Origin of the sequence: Streptomyces sp. NPDC018693 (genome assembly GCF_044391385.1) — a bacterium.
Lineage (GTDB): Bacteria > Actinomycetota > Actinomycetes > Streptomycetales > Streptomycetaceae > Streptomyces.
The window spans coordinates 152,776-178,891 of the sequence record NZ_JBIRZZ010000008.1; the positions used below are offsets into that span (position 1 = coordinate 152,776).

The window sequence follows — 26,116 nt, forward strand, 5'->3', positions numbered from 1 at the left end:
GAAGCCGTGGTCGAAGAACTGGACGCCCGGCGCAGCTTCCTCGTGGAAGCAGGAGCAGGCGCCGGCAAGACGACCGATCTCGTCCGCGCACTTCAGTACCTCCTCAGCCACCGGCGTACGGAACTTGAGGCGCACGGCCGACTGATCGCCTGCATCACATACACGAACGTCGCCAAGAAGAAGATCCTCGAACGCATCTCGGCGGACCCGCTCGTCGCCGTCGGCACCATCCACGAGTTCCTCTGGAGCGTCATCCAGGCCTACCCGCGTGAGCTCTGGCAGCAGATCCTCGACTACAACGAGAACCTGTCAAAGCCTGAAGACCTCACTGAGGTGGCCGCTCCCTCAGTGATCGAGTACTCCGACCGCGGGCGGAAGCTGAGCGAGGGTCGCATATCCCACGACGATGTCATCGCTCTGTCCCTGCGGCTCGTCGCTACCCACCCCAAACTCATACGCATCATCACCAGCAAATATCCGGTCATCTTCGTCGACGAGTACCAGGACACCTCGCCGAAGACGATCGACCTGCTGCTGAACCACCTGGCAGGAGTAGGCAAGGAACCCTGTGTGATCGGCCTCTTCGGCGACTCCATGCAGAAGATCTACCGATCCGGCGTCGGGGCAGTCCGGCACGACAAGCTCACGCCCATCACCAAAATCGAGAACTACCGGTGTTCGCGCCCTGTAGTCGACGTTCTCAACAAGATGCGGCCCGAACTCCGCCAGCAGGCCTCCGGGAAGCAGCAGGAGGGCGAGGTACACCTCTTCCTCAGCACCGACGTGCCGCCCGGCCCGGGACGGCTGGATACCGCTCAAGCCATCCTCGCGAGCAGGGGCTGGTCACTTGAGAACGCGAAGTACCTCTTGCTGACGCATCGTGGCATCGCGGGCACCCTCGAATACGCCAACCTGCTGGAACAGTACCGGCAGCTCGGCGGCCACGGCCCCGATGACCTCATGGCGCGCAACGAGCCCTACATTCAGTACCTGACGCAGATCGAAGCCGTGTGCGCGGCCTACCAGGCCAGGGACTTCGTGGAACTGACAGACCTGCTGGGCCAGGGAAAGAGACGCATCACCCGGCACACCGACAAGAGGATCATCAGCGAAGCAATTCGCGAGCTCGACACGGTGCGCGCGACCGGGACCATCGGCGATGTGCTGGACCTCATGGCCGACAGCCCCCTCTTGGCCATGCCCGGAAGAGTGAAAGACCGCGAGCGCCGCAGAACCGCAGTCGACCTCGACGAGCGACACAAGCGGCAAGCGGACTTCTCCAACAACATCCGTGGTGTCTCCTACCGGGAAGTCATCAGCGTCACCCAGTTCATCGATGAACTCACACCTTTCTCAACCCAACACGGCGTCAAAGGTGACGAGTTCGAGAATGTCGTCGTAGTGATCGACGACTCTGTCTGGACCATGTACAACATCGGCAAGATGCTTGCCGGCACCGACAAACCTGAGCGCACCGAGCGCTCACGCAACCTCTTCTACGTCTGCTGCTCACGAGCCATCCACGGCCTGGCCGTGGTCTTCATCAACGACCTCCCAGACGGAGCGGAGGCAACAGCTCGCGACTGGTTCGCTTCGGGCACCGTCCATCCGTAAAGCTTGTCCCGGGCGCCGTCGGTCGTGGCGAATAAGGCACCTACGCGGTAGGCCGCGGCATGCCGCGTTACGCACGTTTCGCCCAGCGGTCTCGGACCTGCCGCCCTACCTCGTGGCCGCCTTCACGTGCGCGTGGTCACCGAGACGCGGTGCGGACGCAGCGGGTCCATCAACTCCGCTTGACGGTGACGTAGGGGGCGACGTTGCCGTCGTCATCGGTGGTGAGCAGTTCCAGGAAGATCGCTTGTTCTTCCGTGGTCAGGGCTTTGAGACCACAGGCCGGTTCCTGCACACCCCACGCGCGGGCCTCAGGACGAACCGCCGGACAGCGAGGACAAGCCACGGCCCCAGCACGCCTGACAAAATCACGATCCTCGGATTGTCACCTAGAACCACCAGGGGCAGATTTACCGGATTCTTCCTGGGCGATGCGATTGACGAGTTCCCCCGGTTCCACATCGAGCCCTGCAGCGATGTCCAAGAGCGTTAGAACGCTGGGGCTGCGCTGTCCGTGCTCGATATAGATGAGGCCGCGGAAGCTCAGCCCGCTGCGCTCTGCGAGTTCTTCCAGGCTGTATCCCCGCTCCTCTCTGAGGCGACGGATTTGCATACCCAGGGACAGGAGTCGCGGGTCCGGTGACGGTTCACGTGCTGGCACACGGTGACTCGACCGTCACACCTTTGCCTGCACCATGAACAGCTGTGCATAACTACTGGTTGTAGCGGACAGCATCGCCCTGGGAGACAGCAACAACGCCGTCGCGCACGTCGCCGAGCCAGTGCGAAAGGGGCGGCGACAGGTCCAGCACGCAGCTCAGTTTCGTGGGCAGGGCACATTGAGCAAGCCAATCGAGCCGTTCGACCGCTGGCACAAGAGATATCCAAAACCACCGCGCGGTGACATCCCGTGCCGGTGCGGCACGCCACAGCAACCTCTGTACCCGTCCGCGGACCACGGCCGAGGCCATCGCTGGCAGGCCCGGTACACCGACTCCGCAGGAAAGGAGAAACGGCCGGCCTTTGCCACCTGGCAGCAAGCCCGCGACTGCCTGGACAAGGTGCTCGCGGAGACTGAAAGACAGACGTCACGAGACAACAATCCGGGCAGCCTGCCGGTTGAATACTTCGCAACCGAGATGATGGAAAGGAGACGCAAGCGGAAGAAGAACACCAATACCTGCGACACCTACGAAAGCCATCTCCGCAACCACATCTTGCCCTTCGCCGGCCACCGCACCGCAAGCAGCCTGCGCCGCCCCGATTCCATGGCCTTCGTCGACTACCTCCTCGACAAGGAAGGCATCGACTCTGCCTGCACCGTCGTCCAGATCTTCAAGACCTGGCGCATCCTCGTGCACTACATGCTGGACGAGGACGTCCTGCTCTCTCCCAACATCGTGGCGCGGATCGACCTCCCGGATGTCGCACCCCGCGTGAAAGTCGCACTGTCTCCTGGGCAGGTCGCCGCTGTCGCAGCGGCAATGCGGGCGGTCGCGCCGCGCTATGAGGTCCTGATCTGGCTCGGGGCCTGCGCCGGACTGCGCCAGGGCGAGGCCTTCGGGCTGAAGCGAAGCCAGGTGGCTTGGAAACACGACCTGCTGCACATCGAAGAACAACGGCAGCGCGGTAAGGCCGTACGCCTCAAGACCAAGGCCAGCTACGCCACCTTGCCAGTGGATCACTTCCTGATCGAGCGGCTGCTACACCACGTGTCACGGTTCTCTGAGCCGGAGCCCGTCTCACCAGGCGCCGAGCGCCGCCGCCGTGCACGCGGCTACGCCGAGCCGCCGGACGAGGGCCTGATCGTCACGAACCGTCACGGCCGACCCGTACTGATCAGCGACTTCCACCAGAAATGGCGAAAGGCCGTGAAGCAAGCCGGGCTTCCGGAAAGGACCCGCTTCCACGATCTCAAGCACTTCTACACCAGCACGCTCGGCGGCTCCGGCAAGCACGACCCGAAAACCGTGCAAGCACTCTCCCGGCACGCCAAATTCTCCGAGACCTGGGACACCTACGCCCACCCGCCCCTCGCCGTGGAGGAGGTCATGGTCACCGTGTTCGGAACCGCGTTCTCACACATCGACGCTCCGACGACGTCGTTACGGAACGGGTCAACCTTCGTTGCTTGCGCGTCGTCCGCGTCCTGAGCGCCTGCCCCCTCTGCCTCCAACTCCGCGTCCAGGAGCGGTGTGAGCCGGACCTCGCTGCGATGGCCGTCTCAGCAGATTGACCACCCCTCCCTCTGCAGCCCTCACAGGGATCCAGCCAATTCGCAGCGATTCCCCGTTGCCCCCGTCCGAATCTTCGATCGAGGTTCGGCTCCTGGCTGGGCCCTGGCCGCGTCGAGCAGCACGGCAGCAGCTCTGGCGTCCGTTTTCGGACTGTGCGCGGGTATGTCCCCTTGTGTGCGCCCGTCGTATCCGACCTAGCGTCTCGATCTTGTCGTGACGCCACCGATGCGACGCAGGGGGAGAATCCGTGGCAGAAGCAGCACAGGTGCTCAAGGAACTGGTGGAGGCCTGGAGTGTGCAGATCGACTCGACCAGCGCGTTGGCGGGAGCCGTTGCCGATGCCGCCGCGAAGGACGACAAGGAACGACGGGAGGACGGGCGCGAACCGCTTCGGCGGAAGCCGGGGTTGAGGGCGTTGCCTGCCACCGAGGTCGGCCCGTCATTCAGGCTCACTCCGTGGGATGTGCTGCACGCGCTGGGGCGTGCCGCTGTGCTGTCCCGGCAGGGAGCCGGGCGTGGGCTGGCTGAGCACTGGGGTTGTCTGAAGTACTGCCAGGCACTGGACGGCAGCCCTGGTCGGTATATGGCGCTGTCGGAGGAAGGGTTGAACCCCAGGCGCCACTACAAGACTGTGCAGTCCGGCGAGTTGGGCATCGGATTCGCGCTCGCCGTCGCCGAGCGAGCGCTCAAGAAGCGGTACCCGGACCACTTGATCTCGGTCGTGGACGCGGACATCGCCCTGCAGGCGGGCTGGGCGTTGGTGGGCAAGGACGTCAAGCGACGGGATTGGGTGAAGTTGCGCCCCGACTTCCTCCTGGAGGCGTGGAAGCCCGGCGCGCCGTCGAAGGTCGTCCCTCTCGCGTGCAAGGGGACCCATGCGAAGGGCGCTTACGCGCACACCCAGCTGGCCGCTGCCTCAGCGCAGGTCGAGGCGGTGCACATCGGCCCCTGGGATCAGACGCCGACCTTGGTGACGTCGACGGAGCTGCTCGGGCAGGGCGGCATCATCGTGCACGTGCTGCATGCCCCCGGTGACGGCTCCCTGCCCATGCCACCGGACGCTCTGGACGCGGATCGCGAGCTGCAGGACCTGAACATCTACCCCGACGTACGCGTCCCGGGCGGTGACGGCGAGGGCGAGCAGCACGTGAGCGGCTTCCAGGTGATGCCGGACCAGTACCCGTGGTTCCGCAGGGCTCTCGCGCGGGCAGGGGCAGCCGGGCTGATGGGGTTCACCGGCGGCGGTGGGCCGACGGCGCAGTACCTGACGGAGCGGCAGGGGAAGCGGCACTTCAAGGGCTTCACGCATGCCGGTACGGGAATCGTGCAGGACATCGATCACGAGATCGGCGGGATGTCCTTTGTCGGGACGGATCATGTCTTCCGGTTGAACGGCACGCGGGTGGAGGCGTTCTCCGGTCTCGAGGCGAGCCTCTTCGATCACCTGCGCGACGGGCGGGTGGAGGAGTACCGGCGCCAGGCACACGCTCTGCGATCGAGGTGGAGGGCTGTCCGCCGCCAGGACGACTGGGACGGACCCGTTTCGCTGCGCGAGGACGGGTCCATCATGGCCATGCGGCTGCTGCCCGAGCTGCCCCGCACACGCCGCCGGCTGCGCGCGCTCTGAGTCGAGCCGACAAGATGCTCTAGCTCATGGCTGGCTGAATGGTGCCCCTGCGGATCCTCGTCGAGCTGTTTCCAGGGGCATCTTCATGCCAAAGTCATCCCACGTGATGATCCGATAGCAAGGAGTGGTGCATGCAGGACGGGGGGCGCCGGTGGCAGCTCGTGGTGGCGGCCGGCGGGGACGCGCTGCGGCAGGAACGTCTCACACGCGATCTGTGCGCGGCCCTGCACGGAACGGAAGGCGTGGTCGCCGGCTTCACCGAAGACGACGCGGCCCTGCAGCCGGGCCGCAAGGGCGTCGGCGTCGGCGAGGTGGCACTGTGGGCTGCCACGGCAACCGCGGTCGCCCGGCCCGCTTCGCAGGTCCTGATCACCGCGATCAAGGAATGGTGCGCCAGGGACCGTCACCGCAAGGTCGAGGTCACCTACGACGGGCATTCCGTCGCCATCACGGGCCGCCCGGACGCCGCTCAAGAGCGCGTGGTCCGCGAATTCCTGGACAAGGTGGGTGACGCCCCGTCCAACGGACCGGAAGGTGACGGCGAGTGACCCGGCTTGTCAGGCGCCGCGCCCTGCTGATCGGCAATGAGCACTACGACGACAGCCGCTTCCCCCCGCTGCCCTCCACGCGGGCCGACATCTGGGGCATGGAGCAGGTCCTCAGACACCGCAACATCGGCGGGTTCGTCTCCATCACGTCCCGGGAGAACTTGACCGCCGCCGATATGCAGGAGGCCGTCAGTGAGTTCCTGGACGCCTGTGAGCAGGATGAACTGGCCCTGGTCTACGTATCCGGACACGGTGCGCGACTCGTGCGGGACGGCGGGGAGTTCCACTTCATCGCCACCGACACCGACTTCGATCGGATCGCGGAAACGGGCGTGAGCGCGGGCTTCGTCAACGAGCAGCTGGAGCAGTGCTGGGCCCCGCAGAAGGTCGTAATGATCGACTGCTGCCGCAGCGGCGGCTTCGCCGTGGGCCTGCGCACCTCCGACCGGCAGCCCGACTCCGTCGCGAAGTCCGCCGAGCAGGAGCAGCCTCTGCTCACCAGCCGCGGCGTGTACGTGCTGTCGTCGTCACGGGCCGGTGAGGACTCATACGCCGACACGGACAGCACCGGCGAGGTGCAGCCGTCCGCCTTCACCGCCGAGGTCATCGAAGCCCTGCGCACCGGCAAGGTGAGCAAGGACGGCAAGGGCGACGTGTCGGTGGAGGACCTCTTCCACTACGTCAACCGACGCATGCGCGCCCAGGGTGCCCGCCAGGTGCCGGTCAAGTTCGCGCACGGCGTCGACGACCGTATCGTCATCGCCGACTGCCCGTTCGGCGCGGCCCCGCTGCTCACACCACTCACCCGTCGCCCCACCCTCTCCTCCGCGCCGCAGGCCCAGGCCCCCACTCGCAAATCCGCCTCGTCTCAACCCACGTGGCACCACCTCCTGGACTACTACCGCGAGTGCGTGCTGTCTGACGAGACCGAGACACCGCTGATGTCGGTCGGCGACCAAGACACTTCATACGTCTGCCTCTCCGGCTCGGAGCGACTTCTCTCCGGCGACGTCGACGACGACGGCTGCATCCCCGTCCCGACAGAGGCAGGCGGGCTGATCGAGTCCGCCGTCGAGCAGGAGGCCGAACTGTGGGCCGGATACCCGGCCGTGGTCCTGACCGGGCCACGCGGCGGCCGCCCCTGGCGGCACCCGAAATTCGCGCCCCTGCTGACCCGCCGCGTGGAGGTCGTCTCCGAAGACGGCCGGGTACGGCTCAAGCCCTACGGTCCCGTCCAGCCGCACCCTAAGCTGGCGAGGGACTGGCTGGGGGACGAAGAGGCCGCCCAGCTCGCCGACACCTTCCAGCCGACCTGGCATCGCGGCCAACACGACCGCATGGCAGTGGAAGCGAGCAAGCTCCTGAGGGAGGAGTTCGAGATCCCCTGCATCCAGGAACTCCTTCCCGATCAGCTCGCCGACCGCATCGACATTCACACGCCCGGCGACGGCGCGCGCAACGCCGCCGTGCTCTTCACAGCTCTGCCCGACACCGCCTATACGAAGAAGCTCCTGGACGACTTCGCCGGTATCGCGGAGCAGACGGGCCGCATCCAGGCGACAGCGCTCGCCGCCCTTGCGCCCGACGCGGCCGAACGCACCCGCGCACTGGTCCTGTCGGAACCAGAGCCGACACGTCTGGTCACACCACTGCCCTGCAACGAGGCCCAAGCCGCCGTGCTGCACTCGGCCATGACCCGACGGCTGACCGTGGCCACGGGACCGCCGGGCACCGGAAAGAGCCAGCTCGTGGCCAACCTCGTCGCTACAGCGGTGACGAGCGGGCAGACCGTTCTCGTGGCCTCCAACAACAACGAGGCGGTGGACGAGGTCTGGCGCCGCTGCGACACGCTCGTACCCGGCAGTGTCATACGCACCGGCTCGGCCAAGGCCAAGACCGGGAACTACGTCGAAACCGAGGCCAAAGGCCTGGACGCCCTGCGCACCGCGCCGGAACCCGTCCCCAACGTGGCCACGGCCGCCATGGACGTCGACATCGCCCGCGGCCAACTCGCCCGCGTCCGGCAGGATCTGGCCCAGGTCACCATGACCGAAAAGGACCTGCTTCAAGCCGGCCAACTGCGTGAGGAGCACGCCGCCCAACTCGGCCAGTCTGTAACCGAACTGGCCGAGGTCCTTTCACAAGCAGGAAGCCTCGATCAGGTGGAGGCCCGGGCACGGCGTCTGGCCGACGCCCGGTTCTTCGGCACCTGGCGGCGCGGCCGCTTCCTGAGCAAGATCGGTCTCAAGACCTTCGAGGGGGACCGGGCAGAAGGCTGCCTCGCTCTGGCCAGCTTCGCTGATGCGGAAGTAGCCTGGCGTAACGGATACGCGCAGGTCGCCCTTGTCGATGACACCGCGCTGGCTACGACGGTCGGCGCTGCCGAAGCGGGCGTGCAGAACGCCTCGCGCATCCTGCTGGAGACCACCGTACGGAGCAAGGCGCGGAACGGCCGTCAGCGCATCCGCAATCTTCTGAGCGCCAGGGACAGCAACCGCACCGACTGGGCCGCCGTGCGCGAGGTGCTCCCTGCCGCACCCGGCTGGGCGGTCACCAGCCTTTCCGCTCGGCGCTTCCCGCTCGGTCCCGCCCTGTTCGACCTGGTCGTCATCGACGAGGCCAGCCAGTGCGCCATCCCGCACGTGCTTCCGCTGCTGTTCCGGGCGCGGCGAGCCCTGGTCATTGGGGACGCCATGCAGCTCCCGCACATCGCCAAGATCAGTCCCGAACGCGAGGCTCTGATCCGCCGCAAGACCGGCCTGCGCTCCGGCTGGCTGGAGAAGCACCGACTCGCCCACCGCCGCCACTCCGCATTCCACGCCGCCGAGCGCTCCGCAGGAGGCACCCTCCTCCTCGACGAGCACTTCCGCTGCCACCCGGACATCGCCGCCGTGTCCAACGAACTCTTCTACGACCAGGGACTGACGGTCCTCACCGACACCCGGGACCGCCCGTCCCTGCCCAGGCAACCGATCTTCTGGTCCCACGTTCCCGGACGGGCCACCCGGCCCCCGTACGGCGGCTCCTGGGTTAACCACGACGAGATCCGGCAGGTGGACAGTTTCGTGCGTGCCCTGCTGGAGGAACTCCCCGACGAAGCCACGATCGGCGTGGTCACCCCCTTCACGCCCCAAGCCGACGAACTCCGCGCGCAACTGAGGCAATACGGCCGGCAACGCGTGCGCGTCGGCACCGTGCACACCTTCCAAGGCGGTGAGCGCGACGTCATGGTCTTCTCCCTCGTCGCCGGTGAAGGCATGCACGACAGCGCGATCGGCTGGGTCCACCGCCAGCTCAACCTCTGGAACGTCGCCATCACCCGCGCCCGCAGCCACCTCATCGTGGTCGGCGACATGAACCTGTGGCGCAAATGGGGCGGTGTCGCCACCGAGCTCCTGAACGCCGCCACCACGACCGGGCCTCGCATCGAAGACCATGCGGGAGACGACCTGCTGCAACGCCTCTACCAGGTCATGTCCACACAGCCGGGAACGACAGCGGCGCTCGGCGAGAGCGTCCACGGCCACCCCGTCGACGTCCTGGTACGAACCCAGGACACTGCCCGTCCACAGGCCGTCCTGCTCGACCGCGGACCAGACGAAAGCGCTGACGCAGCACGCCACCTGCGCCTGATGCTGCACCGCCGTCGGCTCGTGGACAACGGCGAAGAGAGCGCTCACGCCCTGCGGTACCCGGCGTGGCGACTGTACGACACGAGCACCCGCTGACCGGTGAACGGCTCTTGGACGCCGGTCACTTCCCGTAGGCCTGCTTCCAGCGCACCCGGTGACGGGAGTCCCCCTGGCCGCGACCGTTCACACGGCTCAGCGCCAGAAGGGACGCTCCGTTGTTCCACAAGCCGAGGTGATCACGGTGCACAGCCAGAATGCCATGTTGGACGGCAAACCTCTCAGAGGGACGGCTGAACCTGGTGGTCGTCACAAACACCGCCACGTCGGCCTGAAAGTGGACCTTGGCACCCAGCAGATCACGCAGCTCACGGCTGGCGATGGTGCTGCTGGGCGCGTACCGCTTGCACTGGATCACAAACGTCCGGCCATCCGGCAGACGACCGACGACATCGGCACCGTTGTCGTGCGAACCACCCACCCGCCGGACCTCCGCACACCCGTCCCTACGGCACAAGTCGGCAACCAACTCCTCGAACTCGGTGCCCGCCATCGCATCCACCTCGGCCAGGGTCCGCCGACCCGCCTTCACCGCCTCGTCCTGGCGCCAACGGCGGTCCCGAGCGCGCACCCTCCGGTCGGTACGCCACAGCCACCAGCCCGCCGCTCCCACCCCGCCGAGGACCACACTCCCCACGACGTACAGCCACACCTGCGACCAGAACACCATCAGCACGATCAGCAACCCGCCACCACCGAGCACGATCGGCTTCGCCCCCGCCCTCCGCCAGCGACGACCAGCCGGAACCCGTCCACGTCGAACAGCCATCTCGGCACTCCCCCCGCACCGTCGTGAACCGAGAGTGTCCATAACGAAGAACCAGCCCGGAAGAGCGCAAGCCGGCCATGGCCGATTCGACTCAGCCAGACCCAGGACGCGGACGGTCACGCGAGCGTAGAGGCCGGCCCTGGTCCCCTAGCCGATCCGCCCGCTCACCACGGCTCGTGCGCCTCATCCAGGCCACGCAGGACGCATCCACGTCGAGGCACGCTCACCGCCTGCAGACGACAGCCCGCCGCATTGGTCCGCCAGCCCGATACGCCCCCGTGTCAGCGGTCATGCAATTCCCCACGATCTCCATGATCAGCTTCACGTAATTCCCCACCCGGGCTGAGGCCGTGACGGGCCGCCCGACGGCTGAGTGTGCGGCTGGTCCGGTCGGTCAAGGGCGCCTTCGGCGGCGCTCCGCGCTGGCCTTGCGGCCACCCTGGACAGCCCTGACCAGCCTGAACGACGGTCTGGCTATCGGGCGGCCCGGGAACCTCTGGCGCCCGGGGGATCCCGACGCCCGGTCATCGTCCCATGTCCACGACGGTCGCGGCGTCACCGTCCCCTTGGCCCATTCCGTGGCGTTCGGGGTGGGGAATTGGCTGACCGTCGACACCCCCGTAAGCCAGTTGGGCTGCCACCACACCCCCATCTCACATTCGCCAGCCGCCCACGGCGCTGAGTGGGCGTGCTCGACCAGATGTCGGCGGCTGATCCAGAACCAGCGTTCAACCGTCGTCGAGAGGCTGAGATGGCAGCCACTGCGGGCAGCGTCCCATCACCTCTGGCATCTGACCACGAACGTCGTTCGGCGGGACTGGAGGTCGGCGGCCGTCCAGCTCCCCGGGCTAGGGCTGGCCCACACGTCCCAACCGGCCGGATATGAACTCCGCGGCCGTGTAGTCCTTCCCTCGTTCAGCAGCCTGGAGAGCATCGGCGAAACTAACCGCTTCGTCAGCGGCGAGGCGATCACCCTGGACCATGCGTGCCAGCAGCTTGTGGGTGCTGAAGGGCGTGAGGTTGTGGTGGAGTGATTCAACGCGTGCGTTGTAGTCCTCGCACAGCATGTACGGGTCCATCTGCTGAAGCCGCTCGGCCATGGCCATGATCACTGACTCTGCCCAGTGCTCCGCCGGATGTCTCAGGCTCCTGCCGCTGCGCATGATGTCCTGAATCTCCACGACCCGCTCCGCCGCGACAAGTTCGTCGGTGTCGACGGGTTCGCCGAGCCAGTCGAGTTGCCCCAGCGCTGCAACCGCCAGGTCTTTGATGCCCGGTGGGCCCTGGCTTGCAAGGCGATCCAGCTCGTCGACGACGACGTCCAGCAAGACGCGACGTTGCAACACCAGTTCACCCTGGACCGTCTGGCGCAAGTTGTCATCAGCGGCAAGGGACAACAGCGAGGAGGTATCGACGAACCACAGGGCAGGCTTTGCGGGCGCGGGAGTCGTCACCGCGCTGGCCGGCGTCAGACGAGCACCTCGGGATCAGCTTCCATCACCGCATCCCACAGAGCATCGTCGTCCTCGCGTTGCAGCAAGGTCGCCACTACGCCTAGGCCCACGTGCTGGTTGCGTGCTGCGTCTACCGCAGCGCTCAAGAGACGCTCGGGCGCGCGGACTGTCTGCCGAACCGTGATCCCCGCACCAGTGGGAGCCACCGAGGCGTGGCGTGTGACGAGATCTGTCACCCTCTGGCTGCGCAGGCGTTTGCTCTGATCGTAGGTGATCAAGCCCATGACGCAGAGCTGGTAGACCAGGGCGGCCAGGGAGACGCCGAATTGCTCCATGAGTGCCACCAGGCTGCGCTCGGTGACACGTCCGGCACTGAGCCATTTCAGGGTCTCCCGAATGCCCTCCTCGGGCATCAGCAAGTGGCCCGCAAAGGCGTTGACCCGCCTTTCTTGCAGATTGTCGGCGAACATGTCCCGCTCGCCCTCGTTGATGACGTCCCGCGGGTCACCGAGCAGGTGATGGCCCAGTTCGTGAGCGAGTGTGAACCGCACATGGCCTTGGGAAAAGTCAGTGCTGGCGACGATCAGCGCCACGCCGTCACCGTGGATGCATAGTCCATCCGTCTGAGTTCCGAGCGGAGACAACGCTACGTCGACCCCGAAGTGCCGCTCGATCAGTCCGGGCAGGTCACCCAACTCGTGCGATCCCAAGCCAAGTTGGCGTCGCATTTGCTCGGCCAGGTGTTTGCCCTGACGTTCAGCCTCGGCCCTGTTGCGCGGACGCTGGGACAGTTCCTTGCGTGCGTAGTCGAACACCTGCTGCCCTGCTGCGGTCGGCACGGCGGGAGGCGGCGCCGCGCGCTGAGTCAGAACGTCCTCGACCTCAAGCAGCTGCAGGGCGCGGCGCTTGGCTTTGCTGTCCTCGTCTGGGCTGGTGTCGCCGGCCAGCCGGTGAGCCATGGCCAAGGTCGGCCGGGAAGGCTGCCCGAGCAGATGGGCTACCGAGACACCCAAGGCTTCCGCGAACTTCGGCAGCTCCCGGACACCGATCTTGCGCCGACCGTTTTCGATCTTTGAGATTTGATCCTTACCCAGCCCGACGAGCGCACCGAGGGCATCACCCGTCAGTCCACGGCGGGTACGGGCCTGTCCGACTCGGCGACCGACGTCGGCAGGGCTTGCGGTCCGGGTCAAGGACTCTGCAGGAAGCAACGAACCCAGCGCTTCCATGCCTGTCAGTCCGCCTCGCATAGCCGCCTCCCCTCACGCCGTCCGTCTCTCCGATACCAGTGTCGCAACCAATCTCCATCATCGCAACTACTTCTATGCGATGGTTGCGAATTTGGGCGTGCTGTGACGCACTGGACGCCCGCCGTGCGGCCACGGCTGCTCCTCGCACCGAGTGAGACCACACCGCCCGTCCAGGCCCAAGCCGTGCCGCGGGCGATGCTAACCGCGCGCGACCCAATCGATGTGATGATCTACGCACCCGCAGATTCCGCAACCCGCGGGACAGGAGGAGCGCCAGGCCGAGACCCCGCGCCCCTGGATGACTCCGCTGACCAGGGCAGAGTGCAGAGGACCCTGGTGGTCTTGCTGGCGGTAGTACGAGCGGATCTCGTCGATCCGGCCGGCGCCCGCCTTGCGGGGTCCAGAACATGGTCCACTCGATGACGGCCTCGCCGTCGCCGTCGAGGATGTGGTCGACGACCCATACGGCGTCGACCAGACGGCGCACCTTGCGCCAGTAGTGAGCCAGGTGTTCCCCACCGCGCACGGGCGGGGAGCCGGGGTTGGGGGCGCGAAGGAAGTGCACGACGTCGTCGGCGAGAGTGGTGCACATCAGGTCGGCGTCGCCGGTACTGCAGCCGTCGTAGTAGCGGCTGATCGTCGCCAGGTGAGGGGTGGGAGTGGTGCCGCTCATCGCTGGATCGCCTTGGTTCCAGTGAAGTCGTCGATGCCGTGGGTGCCGGACTCCCCGCCCAGGCCGGACTTCTTGTAACCGCCGAAGGCCGCGGCCGGGTTGAAGGCACCGCCGTTGATGTCGACCTGCCCGGTGCAGATGCGGCGGGCCACCGCCAGGGCGCGGTCCGGGGCGCCGCTCCAGACGCCGCCGGCCAGGCCGTAGGGGCTGTCGTTCTCGATGGCCACGGCCTCGCCCTCGCTGTCGAGGGGGCTACGGCGGACGGGCGAGTCTCGGTACGACGGCCTGTTGCCAGGACGAGGGCTCTGATTGGGACGAGTGCGCCCTCAAGGGGAGCGCCGAGCTGCTCGACGCGGCCTCATGAGCAACCGGTGCGGCGACGTTGCGTTAGGTGACGAGGACGCGGTGTCGTCAGGCAGCGGGGCCATGATACCCAGCATGGGCGGGACGCTGGTCGGATCGCCGGAGGGCTTCGTGGAGGACGTGAACTGGTGGCGACGTCAATGGTGACTCCGGCCGGCAGCAGGTTCAGCAGTCCTTCGGGTCCCGCACCAGTGGCCCACATCGCCGCCCAACAGGCCCCTGGCCATTAGTATGTTTACGGAGTATCGAGGTGCCAGCTGCGCGCCAGCATCCGCAATGGAAAGGATGTGACTCCCAACCCGACATACTCCGTGTACGTTTTCCACCAGGACGGAGCTGAGGACGTGGTCGAGTCGGTTTCAGCGGGAGCGGTGAGGTTCCGCGACCCTGGACGCGCCGTCCGGCGAGCGCCCGCGCCGGTACCCGTCGTGTCGCCTACGACCGCCCCAGGGCACCTTCTGCGCCTGGCGCAGCAGGTACACACCGAGCTGTGGGGCTCACGAATCGACAGCCTCACGGGACCGCAGTACGCGACGCTGGTGGCGATCGCCGGATGGGACGACGTCGACCAGCGACGCGCCGGGCAGCTGGCCTCGCTGGACAAGTCGACCGTCGCCGCAGTGGTGAGCCGGCTTGTCGGGAAAGGGTGGGTGCGGCGGGTGCGCCATCCGGATGACGGTCGGCGCCGTCTGTTGACCCTCACCAGCGGATCATTGGATCGGCTGGCCGAGGTCACCGAGGTTGCGCGCTCGGTTCAACAAGACATCCTGGCCCCGCTTTCCCACTCCGACCGCCGGGAGTTCGTCGAACGACTGGGCCGGGTCGCTCGCATCGAGGAGGCCGACGTCGCCGGACAGCAGTACGAGGACGGCGTACTGCTCATGCGCACCACCCCCGGATACCTGATCCGCCGCGCCCAACAGGTGCACACCGCACTCTGGAGCGCCGCCGTCCCCGATGTGACCGGGCCGCAGTACGCCCTGCTCGCCGCGGTCGCACAGCTGGGCGCCGCCGACCAGTCCCGAATCGGCGAGGCCGCCTCGCTGGACACGTCGAGCACCGCCGACATCGTGGCCCGGCTCAGCGCCCAGGGATGGGTTACCAAGGAGACCGCAGCGAACGACCGGCGAAGAACCCAGGTCCGGCTCACCGCTCCGGCGAGGACAGCGCTGCACGCCCTCGCGGAGCCGGTGAAAGCAGTCCAGTCCGACGTCCTGGCTCCGCTCGGACCCGACGAGCAAGCGGTGTTCATCAGCCACCTCCAGCAAGTGGCGTTCGCCAGGCGGCACGTGTAGGGCTTCGCCCCCCCACATTTGGACGGTCTGTCGGACCCGTTGACACACCTCGACCATTCGCAGCAAGCTAATACTACGTGTACGGAAGACTTGCGAGGTGAACGATGCCCACTTCCCGGTTCAGGTCAGACGAGCCGGCACTCGACTCCTTCTACTTTGAGCTATCTGACAAGCAACTTCAGCCACTCTGGGAACTTCACGGACTGCTCACTCCGACGCCCCGTGTGCGGGCGATACCCTATCGTTGGTGTGCGGATGACCTTGCCAAGCTCGGCCGCCGGGCCGGTGATCTGGTCCCGATCGACCGGGGCGGCGACCGGCGGGTGCTGGCGATGGCCAACCCAGGCTTGGGCGGCGCGCCGTTCATCTCGTCGACGCTATGGGCGGCGGTTCAGTACCTTCAGCCCCACGAGTCGGCACCCGCGCACCGGCACACACCGGCCGCGCTACGGTTCGTCCTCGACGGGGAGGGCGTGTACACCCTCGTGAACGGCGACCCGATCGCGATGGCCCGCGGAGATCTCGTCCTGACACCGTCATGGACCTTCCACGAACACCACAACCCCGGCGACATGCCGATGATGTGGCTGGACGTGCTCGACCTTCCGGTGGTCGCGGCGCTCGACGCGGTCTTCTTCGAACCGGGCGGCGACTCCGAAGCGGACCGGACCGACATCCCCCGTTCGACCGCCGAGCGCCGCTGGGGTGCCGGAGCCGGTCTCTCCCCCGTCGGAACACCCGATCTGCCCCCGCACTCCCCCCTGTTGGTCTACCGCTGGCAGGACACCGATGCAGCGTTGGACGACCTGCTGGAGGTCGAGGACACGAACGACGTCACCGTCCGGTTCCAGGATCCCTCCCGCGACCGCGACGTCATGCCAACGATGCGCTGTGAGATGCGGCGGGTGAATCCGGGCACGACGACGCGCCGGGAACGCCAGACCGGAACCCGCGTCACTGCGGTGCTCGACGGGTCCGGCACGGTCGTGCTCGACGGCGAGTCGTTCGACCTGTCTCCCGGTGACGTGTTCGTCGTGCCGTCCTGGTGCACCCACCAACTGCACGCGCGCACCCGTCTGGACCTGTTCACCACCAGCGACAGCCCGGTACTGGAAGCCCTGCACCTGCACCGGTCCGAGGAGGTGGACTCATGAGCGGGCACGACACACTGGTCGTCGGCGGCGGCATCGGGGGGCTCGCGGCGGCACTGGCCCTGGCCCGCGCCGGCCGTCGGACGCTGCTGACGGAACAGGCCCCGCAGTTCGCCGAGATCGGTGCCGGACTCCAGCTGGGGCCGAACGCGATGCGGGCCTTCGACCGGCTCGGCGTGCTCGGGCCGGTCCTCGAAACCGCCGTACTGCCCGCCCGCGCCATGATCCGCGACGCCGTCACGGGCGATGAACTCACCGTGCTCGACCTCGGGCACCCGTTCCGTGCCCGGTACGGCTACCCGTACGTCGTCGCGCACCGCCACGACGTGCTGTCCGTCCTGCTCGACGCCTGCCGGGCCGAACCCGGCATCGAGCTGCGGACCGGCCGCACCGCCGCCAGCGTGCGTGAACGGGACGAGCACGCCGACGTCACCTTCTCCGACGGCGAGGTGCTGACCACACAGCTCCTGGTCGGGGCGGACGGCCTGCGGTCCCAGGTGCGCCGCCTCATCGACACGAGCCCACCCCGGTTCAGCGGTCATGTCGCCTACCGGGGCGCGAGCGACCGGTCAGAACTCGGCAGGGGCCTGGCGCCCGACGACGTAACACTCTGGATCGGCCCAGGCATCCACCTTATGCAGTACCCCGTGCGACGCGGCGAGCTGTACAACCAGGTCGCCGTCTACGAGCGCCCCGCAGGTGCACGGGAGCCGCGTGGCTATGCGGAGGAGTTCCGCGCCGCCTTCGCCATCGCGCACCCAAGTGTCCGAGAAGCCGTCGCGCTCCTCGATCCCCACCGGGACTGGCCCGTGTACGACCGGGACCCGCTGCCGACCTGGACGACGGCACACACGGCGCTGCTCGGCGACGCCGCACACGCCATGCTCCAGTACCTCGGGCAAGGCGCGTGCCAGGCCCTGGAGGACGCGGTCGCGCTGGGCGACGCCGTCTCGGACCATCAACACTCCCAGGACCGGGCGCTGAAGCAGTACGAGGAACGGCGTATCGCCCGAGCCTCCCGCTGCCAGACCGTGGCCCGACCGTGGGGCAACCTCTGGCACACCCAGGACCCGACACTGCTCGCCCTGCGCAACCGCGTGTTCCGGTTGCGCCAGCCCGACGACTACTCAGATCTCGACTGGCTCTACACCGCTTCCTCTGAGGACACCGCATGAAACTGCTCAGCTTCATCAGGCCGGACGGCATCGCCACCGCCGGACGACTCGACGACGACCGCGTCGTGGACCTCGGCAGGCCGTTGCGGACGCTGCTCGGCCATCCCATACCGGAAGGAACGCCGCGTGGTGCGGACGTTTTCCACCTTGGAGAGGTCACTCTCCAGCCGGTCGTTCCCGAGCCGTCGAAAATCATCGCTGCGCCGGTCAACTACCGCGACCACCAAGCCGAGATGAACGAGGCCTACCACATCGACGCTCTCGGCATCTTCCTCAAGGCCCCGTCGTCGGTCCTCGCCCACCAGGGCACAATCCGACTGCCGTACACCGACCGGCGCTTCGACCAGGAGGGCGAGCTCGCACTCGTCATCGGCCGACCCGGCCGCGACATCACCGTAACCGACGCCCTGAAGCACGTCGCCGGATACACCTGCCTGCTCGACATCACCATGCGCGGTGGCGAGGACCGCTCCACCCGCAAGTCCTTCGACACCTTCACCCCGGTCGGCCCCTACCTGGTCACCCCGGACGAGGTCGGCCCGTTGGAGTCACTGACCCTGCGCACCTGGGTCGGCGACGAACTGCGGCAGGACGCCGACATCAAGGACCTCATCTGGAGCGTTCCCCGGCTGATCGCCTACGCGTCCTCGGTCATGACCCTCCGCACGGGCGACATCATCACCACCGGAACACCGGCCGGTGTCGGCACCATCACCGAGGGCGACCGCATCACGGTCGATATCGGCCACGTCGGCCGCCTCGAATCCACGGTGAGCACGCAAGGCGCCGTCCCCTGCCCCACCAAGGGCGCACACCGCGGCCCCGTACCACCGAAGACGGTGACGCCTACACGCAGCAGGTGATCGGTGCGCTTTCCAAGGCCACGACACATGGGAAGCCCGCCATCGCCGTGGCCCGGTGCGTATACGACGCCCCCGCGGCAGTGTCATCTGGGATCCGAAGCGTCAGTTCGAGGCGTTCATCAGAGCAGGGCACGTCACCGCGCGTCGAGACGACCCCGAGGGCGAGGTCGAAGGTGACGGGAGTGTCCGAGGCGTTGGAGAAGGCCACCTCGCGGGCGATGCCGGGGTCGCGAGGCCAGGTGAGGCGGCCGAAGTCCGCGGCGGTCGCGGTGACCGACACCGGCTGGTCGACGGCGCGCTCCGCGTCGACCAGGCCGGAGCCCTGGTCGTACACCGACTCACCGGCGGTTGGAACGGCGCTGGAGACCAGGGTCTGGGCCACCTGCCGGGGCGTCCCGGCGCCGACGACGACGGGTGCCGCCATCGACATACCGGACAGGCGGGTGTAGTGGTCGTCAACCGGTCCCACCGGGCCCTCGCGGTCGACAACGTCGATCGGGGTGACAACCGGGAGGATCCCGCGCTACAGCAGTGCGCCGGTGGCCGGCGACCAGGGGTCGGTGCGTGCCGTGGCCAGAGGATGATGGACTGCGGATGAGCGAGGCGAGCGAGGGGGCCGTCATGACGAGCGCGGGTGAGTGGCTGCTGGGATTGCGGCCGGACGGCGACACGGTCGGCCCTGCACCGGCCTCCTCCCCCGCGACCGTCGCCGAGGCCGAAGCCGATCTGGGCCCCGGTCCCGTGGCCTGGGCGGTGGAGACGGCCGCCGGGGCCGCTGAGAAGTTCGTCCGGCAGTCTCCCGAGATCGCCGACGGACCGGTGGGGCTGCGGACGGCACGCCGGTCGGCGGAGGCGTGCTGCATCGCGATCCTGCGGGGGCTGCTCCACGACACTCCCCCAGGCCTCATCGCCGTCCCGCCCGAGGCGGTCGACGGCAACCGTGATCTCGTGCACCGGGGCGTATCGCTGGACCGGATCCTGCGGGCCGTGTGGACGTCTCACGTGCACACCTACGAACGTCTGCTCGCCGCTCTGCGGCTCCTCGTCGAAGCCGACCGCCGGCCCGACGAGAGCGAGCGCGTCGCACGCCTGTCCTTCGCCTACGTGGAAGAGCTGACCACGGCGTTCACCACGCAGTACGCGGCGGAGCGGGAGCACTGGGCGGGCAGTCGCACGGCGGCCCGCCGCAAGCTCGTGGAGGACCTGCTCGCCGGCCGACCCGCCGACCCCACCGCCGTGGAGAACACCCTGGGCCTCGACCTCGTCCACCACCACATGGCCGCCATCCTGTGGACGGCCGACGGGGAGGAGGCGCAGGTCTCGTCCGCGCCGCTGCACCGCCTCGCCACCGATCTCGTCGGCGCGTCACAGGCCGTACGCTCCCTCGTCCTGCCTACCGGCACGTCCGAGGTATGGGTATGGCTGAGCTGGCCCGGGCAACCGCCGGGGGATCTCAACTCCTTGATCCGCGAAGGTACGGCGCCGACAGCACGCTGCGCCGGCGGTGCCTACACGGCGCTGGGGCCGCCGGCCAGGGGCAGCCAGGGTTTCCGGGCCAGCCACCTGGCGGCCCGGGAGACCCAGCGGGTGGCACAGGCACTCGACAACCCGGGCACGTACGCCTACGCCGACATCGCTGTGCTGTCCCTGCTGACCGCCAACGCGGAGCACGCCGAGCGCTATATGCGCGATGTCCTGGGACCGCTGGCCGTCCCCGACCCGAAGGTTGCCGTGATCCGGGAGACGCTGCGTCTGTACCTGGCGCACGGACGGAGCCGCAGCCTGGCCGCCGAGGACCTCTTCGTGGCGCCCACCACCGTCGCCTACCGGGTCAAGCGGGCCGAAGAGCTGATGGGCCGGCCCCTGCCGCAGGACCATCTGCCGTTGCTCCTGGCGCTTGAGATCAGCCGGGTCATCACCCCCTGACCGCGGGCCCCGACTGCTCCGCGACGACAAAGCCGGGGCGCGAATCTGTCGTACGGCGCCGAGGACATGCGCAGGACGACATCCGAAGATGACCGGGCCGGGCACGAAGTGGTGTCCACCGGGCAGCGGAGCGGCCCATGAGCCGAAGAGCCCCGGCGCAGAGGCTGTTCCCCGCCGAGGGGGACTTCATGAAAGGGACTTCATGAGCACCCCGTCCGTCCCCGTGGTCGCGACCACACCGATGTCCGTTGCGCCGCAGGCTCAGCCTGCCGGACCCAGCCAGAACTGGCCGACGGAGAACAAGTGGCTGAACGGCCCCTTCTCCCCGTGGGCGGAGGAGAGCCACGGCTACGACCTGCCCGTGAAGGGCACCATCCCGGAGGATCTCGCGGGCGCGCTGTTCCGCATCTCCTCCAACCCCCGTTTCCAGCCCCGCAACCTGGACCGCTACCACTGGTGGGAGGGCGACGGGATGGTGGCCGGGCTCTACCTGCGGGACGGCAAAGCGGCCTTCCGTACCGGCTGGGTGGCGACGGACTCGATGAAGTTCGAGGTCGAGCAGGGCGAGGCCGTCTACAGCGGCTTCGTCAACGGCGGCACGCCCGGGCGACTGCCCAAGGGCGCCCCGCCCGCGAAGAACGTGGCCAACACCAATGTGGGTATCTTCGACGACCACCTGCTCGTCTACTTCGAGGGTGGTTTGCCGACGGCGATGCACCCGCAGACGCTGGAGACGTACGGCGCCTACGACTTCCACGGGGGCATCGACGTCCTGTGCACCGCCCACTACAAGACCGACCCGGCCACCGGCGACCTGCTGTTCTTCGCCGCCACCGGCCCCGTCATCACCTGGTACCGCGCCGATGTCCGGACCGGGCAGGTCATCGACTCCCACACCATCGACATCGGCATCCCGGCACTCATGCACGACTTCGTCGTGAGCGAGAACTACGCGATCTTCTTCGTCGCGCCCAACCTGTTCCGTCTCGACCTGATCGCTCAGGGCCGCCCCGGCGTGGTCTGGGACGAGTCGGTGCTGCCGCACGGCACCCAGATCGTGCTCATGGACCGTCGTACCCACGAGGTGAAGTGGTACGAGGCCGGCGGCATGTTCGCACCCACACACTTCTACAACGCCTATGAGATCGGTGACGAGGTCGTCATCGACATGCACCGGATCTCCCGCATCGGCAGCCCCGCCGACGCGCTCACCCCACTCGGCTCCCACGAGTGGTTCCCCCCTGGCTACTCATGGCAGTGGCGGATCGACACGACGACCGGAAAGGTCAGTGACCGCCGCGTCTCCGGCATCGCCGGCGAATTCCCGAAGATCAACGACGCTTACGTCGGCCGCCGGCACCGCTACGGCTACTTCGTCACCACCCGCGACCTGGCGCCTCAGACCATGACCGACGGCCTGGCCGTACACGACTACCTCAAGGACTCCACGACCGTCGTCGAGGGACCGCACCCGCTCACCAGCCCCAGCGAGCCGGTGTTCGTCCCCCGTGACAACCCGGCCAGTGAGAACGACGGCTATCTGCTGACCCTGTGGTGGAACCCCGAGACGGGTCTGAGCGAGTTGCTGATCCACGACGCCTCCGACCTCGTCACAGAGCCGCTGGCCCAGGTCCGGCTGCCCGTGCGGGTGCCGTTCGGCTTCCACGGCAGCTGGGCCGACCAGGCCGTCCTCGACAAGAGCGTGTCCGCCCTCAGCGACAGGCACTGAGCCCACCCCCTTGAGCCGCCCACCGACCCCGGAGACCACCTTGAGCACGACAGTTGAGACCTCGTCAGCCCCCGACCGCCTGCCATGGGACGGCAGGATCTTCGACGGCACCTGGATCCAGGGCCACGGCGGGACCCTCGAAGTGACGGCACCGGCCACCGGCGGGCTGCTCGCCACGGTCGGCGCCGCCTCACCCGCCGACGTCGACCGAGCCGTCGAACGCGCGGCGAAGGCCCAGCGGGACTGGGCCCAGTTGCCCTACGACCAGCGGGCGGAGGTGTTCCGCAGGGCGGCGTTCGCCCTGGAGAGCGACCCCGACCGTCTGGTGCGCTGGATCGTTCCCGAGGCCGGGTCGGGAACGGGCAAGGCCGCCTTCGAGACAGGTCTGGTGGTCTCCGAGCTCTTCCAGGCCGCCGCCCTCGCCGCGGAGCCCTACGGCGAGCTGCTCCGCAGTACACGGCCACGGATGTCGCTCGCCCGCCGGGTCCCCCTCGGGGTGGTCGGGGTCATATCGCCCTTCAACTTTCCCGCCATCCTCTCCATCCGCTCGGTGGCGCCCGCGCTCGCCCTGGGCAACGCCGTCATCCTCAAGCCCGACCCGCGCACCCCGGTCTCGGGAGGACTGGCTCTCGCCCAACTCCTGGCCGAGGCAGGGCTACCCGAAGGGCTCCTGCACGTACTGCCAGGCGGCGCCGATGTCGGTGAGACGCTGGTGACCCATCCCGGCGTGCCCTGCATATCCTTCACCGGCTCGACGGCCGCAGGCCGCGCGATCGGTGCCGCCGCCGGGCCTCTGCTGAAGAAGGTGCACCTGGAACTCGGCGGGAACAACGCCCTCCTCGTACTCCCCGACGCCGACCTCGACGCGGCCGCGTCGGCTGGAGCCTGGGGATCCTTCCTGCACCAGGGACAGATCTGCATGACCACGGGGCGCCACCTGGTGCACGCCTCCGTCGCCGAGCAGTACGTGGCCAAGCTCGCGGAGAAGGCCGGGGCCATCACCGTCGGCGACCCGACCGATCCTCAGAACATGCTCGGCCCGATCATCGACGAGCGCCAGCGTGACAGGGTCCACGACATCGTCACCCGCAGCGTGTCCCAGGGGGCGCGTCTGGCTGCGGGTGGAAGCTACGACGGGCTGTTCTACCGGCCCACGGTCCTGGCCGACGTTCCTCACGACGCGCCCGCGTACACCGACGAGGTCTTCGGCCCGGTCGCCCCCGTCTCCGTCTACGAAACCGTCGAGGAGGCCATCGAGCTGATCAACCGCTCCGAGTACGGCCTGTCGGTCGCCATCCTCACCGACGACGTGTTCGGCGCATTGGAACTCGCCGAACGCATCGAGTCCGGCGCCGTCCACATCAACGACCAGACCGTGGACGACGAGGCCGTGGCACCCTTCGGCGGCGCCAAGGCGTCCGCGGCCGGCGGTCGCTTCGGCGGCGGAGCCAACCTCGACACCTTCACCGAGGTGCAGTGGGTGACCGCGCAGGCGAAGATCGAGCGGTACCCGTTCTGAGCAGAGCCGGTCGGGGTCACCGTCAAGAACGGCGACTTGGGCCGTGACGCATCTGCGGCCTCTGCGGTCCGGCCAGGAGTACCGGCCGGACCGCAAACTCTGCCCTGCTGGGCGACGCGCTCTTCTTCGTCAGCGGTGCCGGACCAAACGGCCCTGGTGTCGACGGGCCGTCATGCGCCGACCGGTGCGGGTGACCCAGCCGGCGCAAAGCCGCCCGGTCACTCGGTCAGCGACTTGAGCGGGTGGCGATGCCAGACCACCGGGCTGCCGTCCTCGTCGGCCCTCACGGCGAGCACGCGCAGCACGATGATGTCGTGGGCGCCCGCCGGACACGTGTGCTCGATCGGGCACTCCAGCCCCAGACCGGAGGACCTTCTCCTCGGCACGCTCCCGTTGCGCGCGGACGGCATGCCTGGCGCTCAGCTCTGGCCCGCGCCGCCGCGCGTCGCGCTGATCGCCTGCGGGAGCGGCGGCGATCTGCGCTTCGCCGAGTCCTTCGGTCTGGCGACAGCGATGATCCACAACGGCGCCCGACCGGTCACCGCCACCCACTGGGCGCTCCCCACCACCTTCGCCTTCCAATGCCGGAACCCCTACAGCCGCTCACGGAGGCCGTGGTCGCCATGGACGCGGCCCACGAGGACCACGACCTGATCCGCCATCTCTGCGCCTGGCAGCGACAGCAGCTGCTCAGCACGTAAAACCCCGGCCATACAACGGAGATGCCCAACACGGAAGTCGTGTTGCGCCCCCCGTGCGGCCTGTCCCGACGATGTCGCCACAATCCCAGAGGCGGGAGCCGAACACCATGCCGCACATGACCGCCTTCGCCAGGAACCAGTGGTTCCCGGCAGGAGCAGTCAGCGAGATGCTTTCGCCGGTGATCACTTCAAGATTCCGCTGAAGACGAAGGGCCACCTCGACCTGCTGCACGAGCCCTGTCGCCGATCCACCCGGAACAGGGCGGCGCGGCGCCGGGCGACCATCGGTACTCGGGCGCAACCAGGCCAGAGGGGGTCGGAAAGAAGACACCTCGTACATGTACTTCCGAACTCGTCCGCTGCCTGAATGCCCACTGCAGACCAGCGTTGGACCACCTTTAACACCCGGAATGCCCGGATTCGTCGCATGAATGGCGAGACAGGGACGACAATACGCGTGCCCGAATTCGACCCGGATTCGACCCGGACACTTTGTTCAGCGAGAAACATGGCCTCTGACCTGCGGAAATACAGACTGGCAGACGAGTCGGGCTATACGCCGGGTTCTGTTCCCCGGGTTCCTCGCGGAGACCGGGGCGACGGCCATCCATCTAGGGCCGGTGTTGCCACCGGCCTCGTGCGGTCTACCCGCGGACTCGGGCGGGCAGCCCTCGGACGTCCGCGCAGGGTCGCCTGTCTCCAAGCGGCCCCTCTTGACCTTGCTCCGGGTGGGGTTTACCTAGCTGCCCAGGTCACCCTGGGCACTGGTGGTCTCTTACACCACCGTTTCACCCTTACCCAGCGCCTGAGCGCCGGGCGGTTTGCTTTCTGTGGCACTGTCCCGCGGGTCACCCCGGGTGGCCGTTAGCCACCACCCTGCCCTGTGGAGCCCGGACGTTCCTCGGGAAGCCCCTGGGGGCTTCACGCGGCCGTCCGCCCGGCTCGTCTGCCGTGACGACCATGGTACCGGGCTCGGCGGGGCCGTTCCGCCGCGCTCAGGGGCGCAGGGTGGCCAGGCCCCGTTTCCAGGCCGCCGTGAGGTCGGCGTCGGGCGGGAAACGGCCGTGGACCTCCAGGATGACCATGCCGTGGGCGAAGGCCCACACCGCGCGGGCCAGGTCCAGGTCGCCGCCGCAGGTCCGCAGCAGGGGCTGGGCGGCGCGGTCCTCCAGGCCCGGCGGGAGCAGGTCGCGGGGCAGGGGGCGTTCGGTGGCCAGGCAGTAGAGGTGGGGGTGGGCCAGGGCGTACGTCCGGTACGCCTCGGCCAGCACCGGCAGCGAGCCCGGGGCGCGGGCCTCCGCCGCCTCCATCGCCGCCGCCGACTCCGCGAGCAGCTGGGCGATCAGCTCGACCTCGACCGCCTGCTTGTCCGGGAAGTGCTTGTAGAGGGAGGGCGCCTTGATGCCCAGGCGGTCGGCGAGGGTGCGCATGGTGAGGGCGGACGGTCCGGACTCCTCCAGGATGGCGCGGGCGACCGCCGCGATCTCCCGCGCCCTGGGGGTCAGCCGCTCCCCCACGTCCTCTCGCGCCCTTGAC

20 protein-coding genes, 1 other RNA gene and 1 pseudogene are annotated in these 26,116 nt (G+C 68.0%); 12 read left to right on the plus strand and 10 right to left on the minus strand.

The features are described 5' to 3' along the window. Positions 1-6: 6 nt before the first annotated feature. A complete protein-coding gene (locus tag ACH5AC_RS22070) occupies positions 7-1,614 on the plus strand; it encodes a UvrD-helicase domain-containing protein (RefSeq protein ID WP_398863697.1) in 1,608 nt (535 codons plus the stop codon). 382 nt (positions 1,615-1,996) lie between these two features. Here the strand turns inward: ACH5AC_RS22070 and ACH5AC_RS22075 are convergent, their stop codons facing one another. Beyond that, positions 1,997-2,224, minus strand: coding sequence for a helix-turn-helix domain-containing protein (locus ACH5AC_RS22075; RefSeq protein ID WP_398863698.1), 228 nt, complete (start codon positions 2,222-2,224; stop codon positions 1,997-1,999). A 226-nt stretch (positions 2,225-2,450) separates the two neighbouring features. Between ACH5AC_RS22075 and ACH5AC_RS22080 the strand changes: the two genes are divergently transcribed. The 4 genes from ACH5AC_RS22080 to ACH5AC_RS22095 all read left to right on the plus strand — a co-directional run bounded on the left by ACH5AC_RS22080 (position 2,451) and on the right by ACH5AC_RS22095 (position 9,751). Beyond that, on the plus strand, positions 2,451-3,764 hold the full coding sequence (locus tag ACH5AC_RS22080) for a tyrosine-type recombinase/integrase (protein WP_398863699.1): 1,314 nt from the start codon (positions 2,451-2,453) through the stop codon (positions 3,762-3,764). A gap of 349 nt (positions 3,765-4,113) precedes the next feature. Further along, positions 4,114-5,475 (plus strand): hypothetical protein, encoded by a 1,362-nt coding sequence (locus ACH5AC_RS22085; RefSeq protein ID WP_398863701.1) that lies wholly within the window; start codon positions 4,114-4,116, stop codon positions 5,473-5,475. A gap of 131 nt (positions 5,476-5,606) precedes the next feature. Further along, positions 5,607-6,023: a hypothetical protein gene (locus ACH5AC_RS22090; RefSeq protein ID WP_398863702.1), complete on the plus strand. Its 417-nt coding sequence runs from the start codon at positions 5,607-5,609 to the stop codon at positions 6,021-6,023. Next, positions 6,020-9,751 carry an AAA domain-containing protein gene (locus ACH5AC_RS22095; RefSeq protein ID WP_398863703.1) on the plus strand — a complete coding sequence of 1,244 codons (3,732 nt, stop codon included), beginning with the start codon at positions 6,020-6,022 and terminating at the stop codon, positions 9,749-9,751. Before ACH5AC_RS22090 ends, ACH5AC_RS22095 begins: the two co-directional genes overlap by 4 nt. A gap of 25 nt (positions 9,752-9,776) precedes the next feature. Here the strand turns inward: ACH5AC_RS22095 and ACH5AC_RS22100 are convergent, their stop codons facing one another. From ACH5AC_RS22100 to ACH5AC_RS22120, 5 genes and pseudogenes are all read right to left on the minus strand, one after another. Beyond that, the gene (locus ACH5AC_RS22100) at positions 9,777-10,388 is read right to left on the minus strand and encodes a restriction endonuclease (protein WP_398863904.1); all 612 of its coding nucleotides are present in this window, start codon (positions 10,386-10,388) and stop codon (positions 9,777-9,779) included. Positions 10,389-11,329: 941 nt separating this feature from the next. After that, positions 11,330-11,935 carry a hypothetical protein gene (locus ACH5AC_RS22105; RefSeq protein ID WP_398863704.1) on the minus strand — a complete coding sequence of 202 codons (606 nt, stop codon included), beginning with the start codon at positions 11,933-11,935 and terminating at the stop codon, positions 11,330-11,332. A gap of 14 nt (positions 11,936-11,949) precedes the next feature. Next, positions 11,950-13,164, minus strand: a complete 1,215-nt coding sequence (locus ACH5AC_RS22110) for a helix-turn-helix domain-containing protein (RefSeq protein ID WP_398863705.1) — start codon at positions 13,162-13,164, stop codon at positions 11,950-11,952. Beyond that, positions 13,052-13,858, minus strand: a complete 807-nt coding sequence (locus ACH5AC_RS22115; protein WP_398863706.1) for a nuclear transport factor 2 family protein — start codon at positions 13,856-13,858, stop codon at positions 13,052-13,054. The genes ACH5AC_RS22110 and ACH5AC_RS22115 overlap by 113 nt, the downstream gene beginning before the upstream one ends. Then, positions 13,855-14,094: pseudogene (locus ACH5AC_RS22120) on the minus strand (aldehyde dehydrogenase family protein); the annotation flags it as partial. The pseudogene ACH5AC_RS22120 and the gene ACH5AC_RS22115, both read right to left, overlap by 4 nt. Positions 14,095-14,649: 555 nt before the next feature. Between ACH5AC_RS22120 and ACH5AC_RS22125 the strand changes: the two are divergent. The 4 genes from ACH5AC_RS22125 (at position 14,650) to ACH5AC_RS22140 (ending at position 18,705) form a co-directional block, all read left to right on the plus strand. Beyond that, positions 14,650-15,516, plus strand: coding sequence for a MarR family winged helix-turn-helix transcriptional regulator (locus ACH5AC_RS22125; protein WP_398863708.1), 867 nt, complete (start codon positions 14,650-14,652; stop codon positions 15,514-15,516). Positions 15,517-15,848: 332 nt separating this feature from the next. After that, positions 15,849-16,670 (plus strand): cupin domain-containing protein, encoded by an 822-nt coding sequence (locus tag ACH5AC_RS22130; protein ID WP_398863710.1) that lies wholly within the window; start codon positions 15,849-15,851, stop codon positions 16,668-16,670. Further along, positions 16,667-17,842: an FAD-dependent monooxygenase gene (locus ACH5AC_RS22135; protein WP_398863711.1), complete on the plus strand. Its 1,176-nt coding sequence runs from the start codon at positions 16,667-16,669 to the stop codon at positions 17,840-17,842. Before ACH5AC_RS22130 ends, ACH5AC_RS22135 begins: the two co-directional genes overlap by 4 nt. Continuing rightward, entirely contained in the window at positions 17,839-18,705 is an 867-nt protein-coding gene (locus ACH5AC_RS22140; RefSeq protein ID WP_398863712.1) for a fumarylacetoacetate hydrolase family protein, read from the plus strand. The genes ACH5AC_RS22135 and ACH5AC_RS22140 overlap by 4 nt, the downstream gene beginning before the upstream one ends. On the opposite strand, the gene ACH5AC_RS22145 is transcribed toward ACH5AC_RS22140, so the two are convergent. After that, positions 18,689-19,174 (minus strand): hypothetical protein, encoded by a 486-nt coding sequence (locus ACH5AC_RS22145; RefSeq protein WP_398863713.1) that lies wholly within the window; start codon positions 19,172-19,174, stop codon positions 18,689-18,691. The two genes, ACH5AC_RS22140 and ACH5AC_RS22145, sit on opposite strands and share 17 nt — an antisense overlap. Before the next feature lie 125 nt (positions 19,175-19,299). On the opposite strand from ACH5AC_RS22145, the gene ACH5AC_RS22150 reads away from it, so the two are divergent. The 3 genes from ACH5AC_RS22150 to ACH5AC_RS22160 all read left to right on the plus strand — a co-directional run bounded on the left by ACH5AC_RS22150 (position 19,300) and on the right by ACH5AC_RS22160 (position 23,879). Next, entirely contained in the window at positions 19,300-20,631 is a 1,332-nt protein-coding gene (locus ACH5AC_RS22150) for a PucR family transcriptional regulator (protein WP_398863714.1), read from the plus strand. 202 nt (positions 20,632-20,833) lie between these two features. After that, entirely contained in the window at positions 20,834-22,360 is a 1,527-nt protein-coding gene (locus ACH5AC_RS22155; RefSeq protein WP_398863715.1) for a carotenoid oxygenase family protein, read from the plus strand. A 40-nt stretch (positions 22,361-22,400) separates the two neighbouring features. Continuing rightward, the gene (locus ACH5AC_RS22160; protein WP_398863716.1) at positions 22,401-23,879 is read left to right on the plus strand and encodes an aldehyde dehydrogenase family protein; all 1,479 of its coding nucleotides are present in this window, start codon (positions 22,401-22,403) and stop codon (positions 23,877-23,879) included. A gap of 218 nt (positions 23,880-24,097) precedes the next feature. Here the strand turns inward: ACH5AC_RS22160 and ACH5AC_RS22165 are convergent, their stop codons facing one another. From ACH5AC_RS22165 to ACH5AC_RS22175, 3 genes are all read right to left on the minus strand, one after another. Next, positions 24,098-24,265, minus strand: coding sequence for a flavin reductase family protein (locus ACH5AC_RS22165; RefSeq protein WP_398863717.1), 168 nt, complete (start codon positions 24,263-24,265; stop codon positions 24,098-24,100). Positions 24,266-25,119: 854 nt separating this feature from the next. Further along, positions 25,120-25,525: RNase P RNA component class A (gene rnpB / locus ACH5AC_RS22170), an RNA gene on the minus strand. 50 nt (positions 25,526-25,575) lie between these two features. Further along, on the minus strand, positions 25,576-26,085 hold the full coding sequence (locus tag ACH5AC_RS22175) for a TetR/AcrR family transcriptional regulator (RefSeq protein ID WP_398863905.1): 510 nt from the start codon (positions 26,083-26,085) through the stop codon (positions 25,576-25,578). Positions 26,086-26,116: the final 31 nt, after the last annotated feature.